At 73.8% G+C, this 13536-nt stretch carries 16 protein-coding genes; 9 read left to right on the forward strand and 7 right to left on the reverse strand.

The features are described from left to right. On the reverse strand, positions 1-1215 hold a 1215-nt coding region (locus CCN44_RS32260; protein ID WP_086701665.1), incomplete at its 3' end, for a DUF4331 domain-containing protein. A 210-nt stretch (positions 1216-1425) separates the two neighbouring features. Between CCN44_RS32260 and CCN44_RS32265 the strand changes: the two genes are divergently transcribed. The 3 genes from CCN44_RS32265 to CCN44_RS32275 all read left to right on the forward strand — a co-directional run bounded on the left by CCN44_RS32265 (position 1426) and on the right by CCN44_RS32275 (position 3245). Further along, positions 1426-1968: a sigma-70 family RNA polymerase sigma factor gene (locus CCN44_RS32265; RefSeq protein WP_059248483.1), complete on the forward strand. Its 543-nt coding sequence runs from the start codon at positions 1426-1428 to the stop codon at positions 1966-1968. After that, positions 1965-2849, forward strand: a complete 885-nt coding sequence (locus tag CCN44_RS32270; protein WP_086701668.1) for an anti-sigma factor — start codon at positions 1965-1967, stop codon at positions 2847-2849. The genes CCN44_RS32265 and CCN44_RS32270 overlap by 4 nt, the downstream gene beginning before the upstream one ends. Before the next feature lie 126 nt (positions 2850-2975). Then, positions 2976-3245, forward strand: a complete 270-nt coding sequence (locus CCN44_RS32275; protein WP_059248481.1) for a hypothetical protein — start codon at positions 2976-2978, stop codon at positions 3243-3245. 42 nt (positions 3246-3287) lie between these two features. Here CCN44_RS32275 and CCN44_RS32280 read toward each other — a convergent pair whose 3' ends face one another. Genes CCN44_RS32280 through CCN44_RS32290 form a run of 3 tightly spaced genes read right to left on the reverse strand, consistent with a single transcriptional unit; the run spans position 3288 to position 6300 of the window. After that, entirely contained in the window at positions 3288-4484 is a 1197-nt protein-coding gene (locus CCN44_RS32280) for a CaiB/BaiF CoA transferase family protein (RefSeq protein WP_086701671.1), read from the reverse strand. A gap of 47 nt (positions 4485-4531) precedes the next feature. Further along, positions 4532-5311 carry an ABC transporter permease gene (locus tag CCN44_RS32285; RefSeq protein WP_086701674.1) on the reverse strand — a complete coding sequence of 260 codons (780 nt, stop codon included), beginning with the start codon at positions 5309-5311 and terminating at the stop codon, positions 4532-4534. Then, positions 5308-6300: an ATP-binding cassette domain-containing protein gene (locus tag CCN44_RS32290; RefSeq protein WP_086701677.1), complete on the reverse strand. Its 993-nt coding sequence runs from the start codon at positions 6298-6300 to the stop codon at positions 5308-5310. The genes CCN44_RS32285 and CCN44_RS32290 overlap by 4 nt, the downstream gene beginning before the upstream one ends. Before the next feature lie 63 nt (positions 6301-6363). On the opposite strand from CCN44_RS32290, the gene CCN44_RS32295 reads away from it, so the two are divergent. From CCN44_RS32295 to CCN44_RS44615, 3 genes are all read left to right on the forward strand, one after another. Further along, positions 6364-7086, forward strand: a complete 723-nt coding sequence (locus CCN44_RS32295) for a TetR/AcrR family transcriptional regulator (protein ID WP_086701680.1) — start codon at positions 6364-6366, stop codon at positions 7084-7086. A gap of 79 nt (positions 7087-7165) precedes the next feature. Continuing rightward, positions 7166-7309, forward strand: coding sequence for a hypothetical protein (locus tag CCN44_RS43545; protein WP_244204000.1), 144 nt, complete (start codon positions 7166-7168; stop codon positions 7307-7309). Continuing rightward, on the forward strand, positions 7288-7461 hold the full coding sequence (locus tag CCN44_RS44615; protein ID WP_158103177.1) for a hypothetical protein: 174 nt from the start codon (positions 7288-7290) through the stop codon (positions 7459-7461). Before CCN44_RS43545 ends, CCN44_RS44615 begins: the two co-directional genes overlap by 22 nt. On the opposite strand, the gene CCN44_RS32300 is transcribed toward CCN44_RS44615, so the two are convergent. Genes CCN44_RS32300 through hmgA form a run of 3 tightly spaced genes read right to left on the reverse strand, consistent with a single transcriptional unit; the run spans position 7458 to position 10783 of the window. Further along, a complete protein-coding gene (locus CCN44_RS32300; RefSeq protein WP_059248476.1) occupies positions 7458-8615 on the reverse strand; it encodes a type ISP restriction/modification enzyme in 1158 nt (385 codons plus the stop codon). The two genes, CCN44_RS44615 and CCN44_RS32300, sit on opposite strands and share 4 nt — an antisense overlap. A 25-nt stretch (positions 8616-8640) precedes the next feature. Continuing rightward, positions 8641-9390, reverse strand: a complete 750-nt coding sequence (locus CCN44_RS32305; protein ID WP_059248475.1) for a GntR family transcriptional regulator — start codon at positions 9388-9390, stop codon at positions 8641-8643. 46 nt (positions 9391-9436) lie between these two features. Then, positions 9437-10783, reverse strand: coding sequence for a homogentisate 1,2-dioxygenase (gene hmgA / locus CCN44_RS32310; protein ID WP_059248474.1), 1347 nt, complete (start codon positions 10781-10783; stop codon positions 9437-9439). Between the two features lie 151 nt (positions 10784-10934). Here hmgA and CCN44_RS32315 point away from each other — a divergent pair, with 151 nt between their 5' ends. From CCN44_RS32315 to CCN44_RS32325, 3 genes are all read left to right on the forward strand, one after another. After that, a complete protein-coding gene (locus CCN44_RS32315; RefSeq protein ID WP_086701683.1) occupies positions 10935-11492 on the forward strand; it encodes a hypothetical protein in 558 nt (185 codons plus the stop codon). Between the two features lie 90 nt (positions 11493-11582). Then, the gene (locus CCN44_RS32320) at positions 11583-12200 is read left to right on the forward strand and encodes a TetR/AcrR family transcriptional regulator (RefSeq protein WP_086701686.1); all 618 of its coding nucleotides are present in this window, start codon (positions 11583-11585) and stop codon (positions 12198-12200) included. A gap of 223 nt (positions 12201-12423) precedes the next feature. Beyond that, positions 12424-13536 (forward strand): molybdopterin-dependent oxidoreductase (locus CCN44_RS32325; RefSeq protein WP_158103178.1); only part of this gene is annotated, 1113 nt, incomplete at its 3' end.

The raw sequence follows: 13536 nt of genomic DNA on the forward strand, positions 1-13536 counted from the left end.
CGCGTCGATCACGTCGTCGGTGAGCCGACGGCCGTTCGGGAAGCCCGCGTTGTCGCCGTCCAGCACACCCAGCCGCTTCGGGTGCGCGCTCGGCTTGATCGAGGTGTTCAGCCGCAGCTGCTCCGAAGGCTTCACGTGCGGCGGCTGGTTCAGACCCTTGACGCCCTTGAGGAAGACGTCGACCAGGTCGTTGCGCGGCTCCGCGGGCGCCTTGATCTTGTAGATGGACTCGATGAGCTTCGGCAGCTCGGGGTTGGTGACGTTCTTCAGGAACTGCCCGTCGTACGCGGGCTGCGAGGCGTTGAACTTGTCCTTGTCCTTCTGCGGGTTCACGACCTCGTTGACCAGCGGGTTGCCGAGGCGCGAGACCTGGCTGTAGTAGCCCTGGGCGTTACGGCGCTGGGTGGTGGACCAGATGCCGACGACCGGCTGGTGGGACGACTCGCGGATCAGGTCGTTGGGCACCTGGAGGGCGATGGTGTTGACGTTGTAGCCCTTGAGGGTGTCCCGGCCGACCTCGGTGAGGTTCCCGCCGTACAGCAGGTCGAAGACCCGCAGGTCCAGGAAGAACGGGTCGTCGGCCTGGCCCGCGAAGGTCGCGGCGCCGCTCGCCGTCCTGTGCACCGCCTGCGCGCGCAGCTTGCCGTAGTCCGGCATGGACGCCTTGCCGACGTTCGACGGCGCCACCGGCACGTTGTCCGCGAGCTTCGTCTTCGATGCCTCGTGCCCGTTCTTGAGCCGGATGAGATCGATGTCGTACGTCTGGGTGACGTTGAGGTCGGGGTCGTCCAGGCTGGTGACCGGACCCGTGTTGTAGAGGAACGTGTTCCCGTTCCGCGTCCGCGTCTTGAAGGTGTAGCGGAACACCAGCTCGCCCTGCGCGTCACCGTTGTTGTCGATGTGCAGGTCGTACTGGGCGTCGTCGGCGAACGTGTAGAAGTTCGGTCCGCCGGCCGGCTCCTCGAACGGGATCCAGTTCGCCACGATCGTCGTCGTGTCGGGCTTGTCCGGGCTGACGAACGCGTACAGGTCCGTGTTGTCGAACTGCGGGGTGCCCGAGATCAGCGGGGCCTCCCGGTGGGAGGAGGCGGAGGCCGCCCCGGGTGCCAGCGTGGCCACGCCGGCGGCCGTGAGCCCGCCGGCGGCCAGCGCGCCGCAGATGAGCGTGACCAGGCCCGAGCGCCCCGCACCGCTCCTGGGAAAAAGAGGTGTCATGCCGTCCGTCCTCCGTGCCTACGTGCCTTTGACGGACGGGTATACGGAGCGAACCCGCCGATCGGTTTGGTCGGCCGGCGAAAAACTTTTTCCCGGTCCGGGACCCGCGTTTTCGGCCCGCGGATCCGTAAGTCCTCGGGGAGGTGTGTCTCGGTGCGGATGCGCGGTGCGCGGGGAAGAGCCGGCTGCGGCCACGGAGAGGGGGCCCGTATGCAGGCGGACGAGCTGCTGGTGCTCGTGGCGGACGGCGACCAGCGAGCGTTCGAGGAGCTGTACGGCCTGGTGTCCGGTCCGGTGTACGGACTGGTCCGGCGGGTGGTGCGCGACCCCGCCCAGTCCGAGGAGGTCGCCCAGGAGGTCCTGCTCGAACTGTGGCGCTCCGCCGCCCGCTTCGACCCCGGCCGGGGCAGCGCCCTGTCCTGGATCCTCACCCTCGCCCACCGCCGCGCCGTCGACCGGGTGCGCAGCGCCCGCGCGGCCGGGGAACGCGAGCAGCGCGAGGCCCTGCGCGCCGGGGAACCCGCGTTCGACCAGGTCGCCGAGGAGGTCGAGGCCGGCCTGGAACGCGAGTGGGTGCGCCGCTGCCTGAACCGGCTCACGGCTCTGCAACGCCAGTCGGTGACCCTCGCCTACTACGACGGGTACACCTACCGTGAGGTGGCCGAGCGGCTGAAGCTGCCGCTCGGCACGGTCAAGACACGGATGCGCGACGGACTCACCCGGCTGCGCGAGTGCCTGGGAGGCGCCGCATGAGCATCCTCGGCAAGCTGCTGCGCCGCCAGGACCTGCACTCCCTCGCCGCCCCCTACGCGCTCGACGCCCTCGAACCCGGCGAGCGGCGCCGCTTCGAGAAACACCTGGCGGGCTGCGACCGCTGCGCCGCGGAGGTGCGGGACCTGGCCGAGGACGCGGTCCGGCTCGCCTGGTCCACGGCGGCCCCCGCGCCCGCCGCCCTGCGCGACCGGGTCCTGGCCGCCGTCCGCAGCACCCCGCAGGAACCGGCCCCGGACCGGCGGCGCACGGCACCGCGGGACCGGGCCGCCGCCCGGGGCCGCGCGGCCGCCCGGGACCAGGCGCCGTCCCGGGAGCGCGCGCCCCAGCTGCCGCCGCACGTCTGGGGCACCCAGCCCCCGCCCGGCCGCGCCCGGACGCCCCGGAGCCGTCCCCTGTTCGCCCCGCTCGCCACGGCCACCGCCGCCGCGGCCCTCGTCGTCGCCTCCCTCTTCGCCGTCCAGGCGCAGCGCACCGAGGACCGGCTCACCGCCGAGCAGGCCCGGGCACGTGAGATCGCCCACGTTCTGGCCGCTCCGGACGCCCGGGCGGCGAGCGCCGAGGACGCCCGGGGCCGCAGTATCGGAGTAATCGCTTCCGCCTCCGGGCGGGAGGCCGTCGTCACCCTCAGCGGATACGGCACCCCGCCCGGCGGGCGCGTCCACCAGCTCTGGCTCATGCGCCCCCGAGTGCAACCGCGCTCCCTGGGGCTCCTCACGGGCGACACGCCCTTGGTCGCGAAGGGGCTCGACCCCGCCTCGTCGTCACTCGCCGTAACCGTCGAACCTGACGGTGGGTCAGCGCAGCCCACCAGCCAGCCCATTGTCCAACTCACCCTGAAATCGGTCGGATTCGGAGAGTAGTCAAAGAGGGATGGTCAACCCCCTTACAGGGAAGGTGAATCCTGTGGCCGAGATACACGCGTGCCCCAGTGGGGCGATAGGGTTACCCTGCCCGGGCCGGGTGGACTCGTACGGGTGGGGAGTGACATGGAACAGATAACAGTGCGCAGCAGGGCGCGGGTCCCTGCGATCACCTGCGGGAGCAGCGCGACCAGTTCGCGCCTCGACCGCCATCTGTCGGTGCTGGCGGGTCCCGCCATACCGCAGCGGGAGACGGTCGAGGCGACGTCGCTGATGCGTGAACTGACGGCGCGTGACACCGTGCGCCAGCACAGCGACCGGGGTGCGCGGGTCAGCCGCGTCTCCCTCTTCGCGCCGCTGCGCCGGCTGCGCCGTTCGCTCTTCGGCAGTCACTGACCGCGGCGCAGGGCCCCTGACCCCGAGCAGGGGTGCCCGCGCTCAGGCCGCCACACCGTCCCGGCGCAGCGCTGCGATCTCGTCGTCCGTCATCCCCACGGCACGCAGCAGCGCTCCGGTGTGCTGCCCGAGTGCGGGCACGTCACCCATCCGTGCCTCGTTCCCGCCCGGCAGCGTGATCGGTGGCAGCAACGCCATCAGCGGCCCGGCCGGCGACCCCACCTGACGCCACCGCTCCCGGACCGCCAGCTGGGGATGTGCCGCCAGCTCGGGCAGGTCCCGCAGCCGGGCGCAGGCGATCCCCGCCTTCTCCAGCCGGGCCAGCGCCTCCTCGGCGTCCAGCACCACCAGCGCCCCCGCGACCAGTGCGTCGGTCCGCTCCCGGTGCGCCACCCGCGCCGCGTTCGTCGCGTACGCCGGATCCGTGCCCAGCTCCGGGCGGCCGATGACCTGCTCGGCCAGCCGCCGCCACTCCCGGTCGTTCTGCACCGACAGCAGCACCCGCCCGCCGTCCGCCGTCGGATAGGCGTCGTACGGCGCGATCACGGCGTGCGCGAGCCCGGTGCGGGCCGGCGGCCGCCCGCCGTGCAGCGTGTGATGCAGGGGATGGCCCATCCACTCGGCGAGCGCCTCCAGCATGGACACCTCCACCGGCCCGCCCCGCCCGGTCGTGCCGCGCCGCACGAGCGCGGCCAGCACCCCCGAGAACGCGTACATGGCCGCCGCGATGTCCGCCGCCGGGATGCCCGCCTTCACCGGCTGCTCCGGCGTCCCGGTGACCGACACCAGCCCCGCCTCGCACTGCACGAGCATGTCGTACGCCCGCTTGTCCGCGTACGGCCCCGAGCCGCCGTAGCCCGAGATGTCCACGGCGATCAGCCGCGGGTGCGCGGCGCACAGCGTGGCCGCGTCCAGGCCGAGCCGGGCGGCGGCCCCGTGCGCGAGGTTCTGCACGAACACGTCCGCGTCCGCGACCAGCCGCCGTACGACGTCCAGGCCGCGCGGATCCTTCAGGTCCAGCGCGAGGGACTCCTTGCCGCGGTTGCACCACACGAAGTGCGAGGCGAGGCCGCGGGCCGCCGTGTCGTAACCGCGCGCGAAGTCGCCGCCGTCGACCCGCTCCACCTTGATGACCCGGGCGCCCAGGTCGGCGAGCTGCCGGGTCGCGAAGGGTGCGGACACGGCCTGTTCGACGGCGACGACGGTGATGCCCTCCAGGGGCAGCGGGAGCTGATCCATGGGGTGGATGATCTCCCCCGGCCGGCGGTTCTGTCAGCAGTGCGGCGTCACTCGGCCCGCGCGTACCGGCTCACCGCGAGCGGCAGGAACAGGGCGATCAGGGCGAGGCTCCACACCAGCGACCCGGCCACCGGGTGGGCCACCGGCCAGGCCGCGCCCTCCGGGACGGGCGCGTTGCCGAACAGGTCCCGCAGGGCGGTGGTGACCGCGCTGACGGGGTTCCACTCGGCGAGCGTGCGCAGCCAGCCCGGCAGGCCGTCCGTCGGGATGTACGCGTTGGACAGCAGCGGCAGCACGAAGGAGGAGGCGCCGAGCTGACCGGCCGCCTCCTCGCTGCGGGTGAGCAGCCCGAGGAGGATCCCGGCGCAGGTGCAGGCGAACCGGAAGAGCAGCAGCAGCCCCACGGCACCGGCCGCCCCGGCCGCCGACCCCTCGATCCGCCAGCCCACCGCGAGACCGGTCAGCAGCAGCGGCACCGTCCCGGCGGCCGTGACCACGAGGTCGGCGACGGCCTGCCCGAGGACCGTGGCGGCCCGGCTCACCGGCATCGTCCGGAACCGGTCCGTCACGCCCCGGTGGGTGTCCTGGGCGGCCTGGAACATGCCGGTCATCAGCCCGCCGGCGGCCGTCGCCACGAGCAGCCCGGGGACCAGGAAGGAGCGGTACTCACGGCCGGGCATGGCCAGGGCGCTGCCGAACACGTAGCCGAAGAAGAGCAGCATGTTGACGGGCATCAGCTGGGTCAGGACCGCCAGCCCCGGGCTGTTGCGGACCCGGCGCAGCTGCCGGCCGGCCATCGCCAGTCCGTCGTACGCCATCGCGCTCATGCGGCACGCTCCCCGCTGTCGGTGCTGTCGGTGCTGTCGGTGCTGTCGGCTCTGCCGGCGGACTGCCCGGTGAGCCGCAGGAAGACGTCGTCGAGGGTGGGCGGGCGGATGCCCGCGTCCAGCAGCGGCACGCCGGCCGCGTCCAGTTCGCGCACCAGGCGGGGCAGGGTCAGGGTCGGGTCGGTGGTGACCGCGCCGACGGCGTTCCGCTCGCGGTCGAACGCGGGCTCCCGGCCGGTCAGCCGGTCGAGCACGGCCGCCGCCCGCGGCAGCGCGCCGGCATCCGCGACCACCGCCTCCACGTGCGACCCGATGAGCGCCTTGAGCGCGGCCGGCGAGCCGGTGTGGGCGACCCGGCCCCGGTCCACCAGCGCGATGTCGTCGGCGAGCCGGTCGGCCTCCTCCAGGTACTGCGTGGTCAGCAGCACCGTCGTGCCGTCCGCCTTCAGCTCGCGCACCGCCTGCCAGACGCGGGCGCGGCTGGCCGGGTCGAGTCCGGTGGTCGGCTCGTCAAGGAAGAGCACGTCGGGCTGGCGGACCAGGCTCGCGGCGAGGTCGAGGCGGCGCCGCATGCCGCCCGAGTACGCCGCCGCCTTCCGGTCCGCGGCCTCGGTCAGACCGAAGCGCTCCAGCAGTGCGTCGGCCCGGGCGGCCGGCCCGCGCACCCGGTGCAGCCGGGCGAACAGCCGCAGGTTCTCCCGGCCGGTGAGGTCCCCGTCCACCGAGGCGTACTGCCCGGTGACCCCGATCCGGCGGCGCACGGCCGCCGCCTCCCGCACCAGGTCGTGCCCCGCGATCCGCGCCGAGCCCCCGTCCGGGCGCAGCAGCGTCGTCAGCAGCCGCACCGCCGTCGTCTTCCCCGCCCCGTTCGGCCCGAGCAGCCCGCAGACCGTGCCCTCGGCGACGGCCAGATCCAGCCCGCGCAGGGCCCGCACCGCGCCGAAGCGCTTCTCCAGACCCTCACTAAGTACAGCGTACGTAGTAGTCATGCCGGGACCATACCGCACTGCGTACGGTGTACGTAACTACGATGGTGGCCGAGGTGATGACCGATGGCAGTCCGAGGGGCCGTCCCCGAGGTGATCTGGGCGCGCCCCGAGCGCACCGGCCGGGGTCCGAAGCCGGCGTACACGCGCGACGACATCGCCGCCGCCGCCGTCCGGATCGCCGACGCGCAGGGGCTCGACGCGGTGTCCATGCGGCACGTCGCGGCCGAGCTGGGCTGCGGCACCATGTCGCTGTACAACTACGTCCCCCGCAAGGAGGACCTGCACGAGCTGATGGTGGACGCGGTCAGCGCGGAGCACGCGCGCTGGGAGCCGAGCGGCGACTGGCGGGCCGACATGCGCCGGGTGGCCGGGCAGACGCGCGAGCTGATGCGCCGGCACCCATGGCTGCCCCGCCTGATGTCCCCCGCGTACGGCTTCAGCCCGAACGCCCTGCGCTACCTGGAGCACTGCCTGGCCTGCCTGGACCCGCTGGAGGCTCCGTACGGCACCAAGCTGGAGTTCATCGCCCTGCTGAACGGCATGGTCACGACCTACGTCCGCAACGAACTCGACACCGCCGAACGGGTCCGTGCCCTGCCCTGGTCGGAGGACGAGGAAAACGCGGTCCGCATCGCCTACCTGGGGAGCCGGATCGCCTCCGGCGCGTATCCGCGCATGGCGGCGGCGTTCGCGGAGGACGCCGGGCCGATCGACCTGGAGGCGGTGTTCGAACGAGCGGTGGAGCGGGTCCTCGACGCCTTCGACCCCGAGCGCGGCGCCCGGTGAACCGGTCGCTGCCCAACGCCGGCTCGGCCTGATCGCGGACGTCCTGTCGGCGACCCGCGCCAGCGGCGTCCCGCTCCGGCTGCGCGGCGGCTGGGCGAGGGACTTCTTCCTCGGCGAGGCCACCCGCGAGCACGAGGGCATCGACTGGTTCGCCTGGGCCGCCCCGTCCCGGTCGACGAGGGTGAAGCCGCTCTCCGGGCCGTGCTTCAGGAAGTCGAGCTGAAGGCCGGCGGCCCGGCGCCGGTGTACGGCCGAGCCGGATCGGCGTGCCGGCGAGGTGCTCCGCGTCCTGTCCGGGCCCGGCCCCGCCGCGCCGAGGACGCCGAGGACATCGCCCGGCTGGAGGCCGCCCTGCGCCGGCGGGCCGGCGGCTAGAGCAGCGTGAACTGCCCGTCCGGGCCCTCTTCCCGGTGGTCCAGGACCGAGGCGGGGCGGCGGGAGGGGGCCGGCACCGGCAGGACGCCCGCCTCGCGCAGATCGGCCGCCGTGACCGGCGACGCCGGCTTCAACTCGGCGCGGAGCGGGCGCAGTTCCGCCAGCAGGGCGAGGACCGTGATCAGCTCCAGCAGTTCCGAGGTCCAGCTCTGCGGCCAGGTCGCCGGACGGATCGCGGCGAGCGTGCCCGGCTCGGCCGGTGCGGTGCGTGCCGCGAACCAGGTCTCCAGGACCCGGGCCCCGGCCACCTCGTAGTCCCAGGCCTCGGGCGGGACGGGGGAGATGCGGCCCCCGTCCAGGTGCAGGGTCTCCTCGTCCCGGTCGTAGCGGAGGCCGAGCGGCCGGCTCGGCAGGGGCGCGCGGACGTACGGGCGGCGGCCACCGGGCAGCTTGGGGCGCTCGCCGTCGCGGCGCATCAGCCACAGCGTCCGGCGGCCCACGTCCACCCCGGACTCCCACAGGCCCGGGTCCTCGGTGAGCGGGACGGTCAGGTCCGGGCGGACCGTCGCCAGGATCCAGGCCAGCACGTCCGGCGCCGCGGGGCGCACGCCCAGCCGGGCCGCGAGATGGTCCAGCAGACCGGGGGCCAGGTTGGGTTCCGTGCCGCCGGGGCGGCGGTAGAGCGGACGGATCCGGCCGGTGCGCAGCAGGGGCAGGTGGGAGGTGGCCAGCAGCGGGGTGCCGGCGTCACCGCCCGTCTCGACCGTGAACACCTGCCGCGCGTCCGCCACCCGCCACAGCTCCGGACGGGCCGTGTCGAGCAGCCGGTGGTCCGGGATCAGCCACTGCTCGTCGAACGGGGCGGCCAGCACCCGCACCGGCTCCGCGCAGGGGCCCTCGGCCCGCGCGAGCCGCCGCGTACCGGTGGACCGGCCGGGCAGCTGGGCCACCGCCGACCGGAGCGTACGGGCGCGGGTCGGCTCGAACAGGGCCTCCCGGTCCGGGCCCTCGGCCTTCAGCAGGGCGTCCCAACGGGCCCGCAGCGAGGCCGGATCGGGCGCCGCCGGCCAGGCACGGCCCGGCCGCAGCGGTGCGACGGACCACGGCATGAGGTCCGCCAGCAGCGGAGCGTCGTCGTGCGTCACGCTGGGCATCGTAAGGCCTCGCCCGGCCCCGGTATCAGGTGGCGTCCAGGGTGACCGTGAACGAGAACCGGTCCCCCCGGTAGTGGATGACCGCCACGTCCAGCACCCGCCCCTCGGTGTCGTACGTGACGCCCGTGTAGTGCAGGATCGGGCTGAGCAGCGGCACTTCGAGCAGGCGAGCCGTCTCCGGGTCGGCGAGCCGGGCCTGGACGGTGTCCGTGATCCGGCTGATGTCCGCCTTCACCACGTCCCGCAGCACCTTGGTCATCGGCCAGCGCACCAGGTCGTCCAGGTCGATGCGCTCGGCCAGGTCGGGGCGGACGTGGTTGACGGCGTGGTTGGTCGGCTCGCCGGTCTTCTCGTCGCTGCGCAGCCGGTGGTACGACGCCACCTCCGCAAGGTCCGGGAAGTACTCGGCGAGCCCGGACGGCACGGGCACGCGGCCGTGGCCGAGCAGCTCGGTCGTCATCCCGGACTGCTGGGCCACGATCGCGTCCACCGAGCCGAGCAGCCGGACCGGGGCCCCGCGCCGGACGCCGGGCTCGATGAACGTGCCGCGCCGCCGGTGCCGGCTGATCAGGCCCTCGTCCTCCAGCTCCTTCAGCGCCTGCCGCATGGTCAGCACGCTCACGCCGTAGTGCTCCGCGAGCTGCTCCTCGGTGGGCAGGCGCAGCGGGTCCTCGGGCGAGCGGCCCAGTATGGAGGCGCGCAGCGACTGCGACACCTGGTACCACAGCGGCAGCTTGCGGTTCAGGACGATCGAATCCGGAGCGAAGGAGGTCACGCGGCTATCCGTACCTGGCGGAGAACGTTCGGCGCAACGGCGGCCGTCACGCCCGGAAGTGCCGCTCCAGCCCCTGCCACACGTCGTCGTAGCGCCGCTGGAGGAATTCGGCGCCCGCCGCGTGCGGGGTGAGGGTGACCGGCCAGCGGGTCTCGAACATGAACGCCAGCCCGTCGTCGATCTTCTGCGGGCGCAGCTCGGCCGCGCTCGCCCGGTCGAACGTCTCCCGGTCCGGGCCGTGCGCCGACATCATGTTGTGCAGTGAGCCGCCGCCGGGGACGAAGCCCTCCGCCTTGGCGTCGTACGCGCCCTCGATCAGGCCCATGTACTCGCTCATCACGTTCCGGTGGAAGTACGGCGGCCGGAAGGTGTCCTCGCCCACCAGCCAGCGCGGCGCGAAGACCACGAAGTCCACGCCGGCCAGGCCCGGGGTGTCCGACGGGGAGGTCAGGACGGTGAAGATCGACGGGTCGGGGTGGTCGTAGGAGATGGTGCCGATCACATTGAACCGGCGCAGGTCATAGACGTACGGCACATGGTTGCCGTGCCAGGCGACCACGTCCAGCGGGCTGTGGTCGTAGGTGGCCGTCCAGAGGTTGCCGCAGAACTTGTTCACCACCTCCACCGGGCCCTCGACGTCCTCGTACGCCGCGACCGGCGCCCGGAAGTCCCGGGCGTTGGCCAGCCCGTTGGCGCCGATGGGTCCGAGGTCGGGCAGCTGGAAAGGAGCCCCATAGTTCTCGCACACATAGCCCCGGGCCGACTCATCGAGCAGCTCCACACGGAAGCGCACCCCGCGCGGGATCAGCGCCACCTCGGCCGGTTCCACATGCAGCCGGCCGAACTCGGTGTGCAGCAGCAGTCCGCCCCGCTCCGGCACGATCAGCAGCTCCCCGTCGGCGTCGGAGAAGACCCGCTCCATCGAGGCGTTGGCGTGGTACAGGTGCACGGCCATGCCGGAGCGCTGGGTCGCGTCGCCGTTGCCGCCCAGGGTCCACAGGCCGCCGAGGAAGTCGGTACCGGCCGGCGGCTCCGGCAGCGGGTTCCAGCGCAGCCGGTTGGGGTCGGGCACGGTCTCGGTGAACGGGGCCGTACGGATCGCGCCGTTGTCGGTGCGGGTGAACGCCGGGTGCGCGGCCGAGGGGCGGATGCGGTACAGCCAGGAGCGCCGGTTGTGCGCCCGGGGCTCGGTGAACGCCGTACCGCTCAGCTGCTCGGCGTACAGGCCGAGCGGTGCGCGCTGCGGCGAGTTGCGGCCCTCGGGCAGGGCACCCGGCACCGCCTCCGAGGCGTGTTCGTTGCCGAACCCGGTCAGATACGACAGCCCCTCGGCGGTCTTCCGCGCTCCTCCGCGCTCGAACACGCTCGCGCGGGAGGTGCCCCCATCGCTCATGATCGCTCCTTGTGCTCCCGATTCCTATGCAACACCGTAGGAATGAGTGGGGGTCCGCGCAAGAGGGCGCCGGGTCCTCCCGCAGAGGTATGGCCGGAACCAGACTTGAGGGGGATCCGGGGGACGGGGCCGCTGTTCTACGCTCCCGGTCATGTCGTGGACGAAGTGGACGCGTGGACCGCTCGCCGCGCTCGCGGTGTGCGCCCTGCTGCCGCTCGGAGCGGCGGCCTGCACCACTGGGGAGGCGCGCGGGGGGACCGTCTCGTCCTCGCCCGTGGGGCAGGTGCTGGACGAGACCGACGACACCGGCCGCAATCTGCGGGAGGTGCCCGGGGAGAACGCCCCGGAGGTCCGCGTGGAGGTCACCCCGGACCCGGCCGGCGGCTGGGACGTCCGGCTGGCCTTCCGGCACTTCCGCGGCTCCCCGCCGGACGCGCGGCCGGTGCCGGTCGCCGGCCGGGGGCTCGCCCACCTGTTCGTGGACGGCCGCCGGGTCGCCCGGCTGCGCACCCCCGCCTACCACCTGCCCGCCGACCGCGTCCCGCACGGCACCCACCAGATCACCGCCCGCCTGTACGCCGACGACGGCACGGTGTGGGCCGTCCACGGCAAGCCGGTCGAGAGCACCGCCGACATCACGGTGTCCGGCGCCGAGACGGGCGCGGGGGAGCCGCCGGTCGCGACCGCGTCCCCCGCCGCCGGGGGATGAGCGCCGTCGGCGCCGTCGGCGCATGAGTGCACCGGTCACCTGTCTTCGTACTGTGGGGTGAGGTTCACCGGATCCCGGCGGAAAGGCATCATGAAGCCCGTGCCCCATGCGACATCGCTTCGCCGTGCGCCCGTCCAGCGGCGCAGTGCCGAACGGCTGACCAGGATTCTGGACGCCTGCGCCGAACTCCTCGACGAGGTCGGCTACGACGCCCTGAGCACGCGCGCGGTCGCCGAACGCGCCGGAGTCCCCATCGGCTCGGTCTACCGCTTCTTCGGCAACAAACGGCAGATGGCCGACGCCCTCGCCCAGCGCAACCTGGAGCGGTACGTCGAGCGGGTCACCGAGCGCATGAAAGAGGCCCGCAAGGGGGACTGGCGGGCCGCCATGGACGCCGTCCTGGACGAGTACCTCGGCATGAAGCGCACCGCACCCGGCTTCTCCCTGGTCGACTTCGGCAACCAGATACCGGTGGGTGCCCGGCAGGCCGAGCCCAACACCCGGGTCGCCGACCGGCTCATCCACCTGCTCTCCGGCTACCTCGGCCGCACCCCGGACGAGGAGCTGCGCCGCGTGTTCCTGGTCGCCGTGGAGACCGCGGACACCCTGGTCCAGCTGGCCTTCCGGGTCGACCCCCAGGGCGACGAGGCGATCGTCCACGAGACGCGGGAGCTGCTGCGGGCGTACCTGAGGCGCGTGCTCGACTGAGCCGGGCCGCCGGGGCCGCGTGTCCGGCAGGGCCGGGCGCCGCGGCTCGGCCCCCAGGGAACCGCGGGCACGTGCCCGGCCGGCCCCCGCGGGCGCCCGTGCGACCGGTTCCCGCCGCTGTCGGTGCCGGAAGAGGTCTCCCCTCCATGCCTACCGGTCGGTATGCTCGCTCCAGCCCGCCTGCGCTTGCGCGGCGCCGCCGCCGACCCCTACGGGAGGACCCGTGTCCCGCACCGCCCTGCGAATCTGTCCCCTGTGCGAGGCCACCTGCGGGCTGACCCTCACCATCGAGGGCACCCGCGTCACCGGCGCCCGCGGCGACCGGGACGACGTCTTCAGCAAGGGATTCATCTGCCCCAAGGGCGCCGCCTTCGGTGCCGTCGACGGCGACCCCGACCGGCTGCGCACCCCGCTCCTCCGCGAGCACGGCACCCTGCGCGAGGCCACCTGGGAAGAGGCCTTCGACGCGGTCGCCGCCGGCCTGCGCCCGGTCGTGGAGCGGTACGGCCCCGACGCCGTCGGCGTGGTCCTCGGCAACCCCAATGTGCACACCATGGCCGGCGGCCTCTACCCGCCGGTCCTGCTCGGCGCCCTGCGCACCCGCAGCCTGTTCACGGCCTCCACGGTCGACCAGATGCCCAAGCACGTCTCCAGCGGGCTGCTGTTCGGCGACGCGTACGCCATCCCCGTGCCGGACCTCGACCACACCGACCACCTGCTGCTCATCGGCGCCAACCCGCTGGAGTCCAACGGCAGTCTGTGCACCGCCCCCGACTTCCCCGGCCGGCTCAAGGCGCTCAAGGCCCGCGGCGGCCGGCTCACCGTCGTGGACCCGCGCCGCACCCGCACCGCCAAGCTCGCCGACCGGCACCTGGCGATCCGCCCCGGCACCGACGCCCTGCTGCTCGCCGCGATGGCGCACACCCTCTTCGCGGAGGACCTGGTCGACCTCGGGCACCTCGCCCCGCACGTCCAAGGGCTCGACGAACTCCGCGACGCCCTCGGCGACTTCACCCCCGAGGCCGTGGCCCCCGCCTGCGACCTGGACGCCGGTGTCGTCCGCACCCTGGCCCGGGACCTCGCCGCCGCCCCCACCGCCGCCGTCTACGCCCGCATCGGCAGCTGCACCGTGCCGCACGGCACCCTGGCCAGCTGGCTGGTCGACGTCCTCAACATCCTCACCGGCAACCTGGACCGCCCCGGCGGCGCCCTCTTCCCGCAGGCCGCCACCGACAGGACGCCCCGCCCGGCGGGCCCCGGCCGGGGCTTCGCGCTCGGCCGCTGGCACTCCCGGGTGAGCAAACACCCGGAGGTCAAGGGGGAGTTGCCGCTCGCC

The organism is Streptomyces tricolor, from assembly GCF_002155905.1.
In the GTDB taxonomy this organism is placed as follows: domain Bacteria; phylum Actinomycetota; class Actinomycetes; order Streptomycetales; family Streptomycetaceae; genus Streptomyces; species Streptomyces tricolor.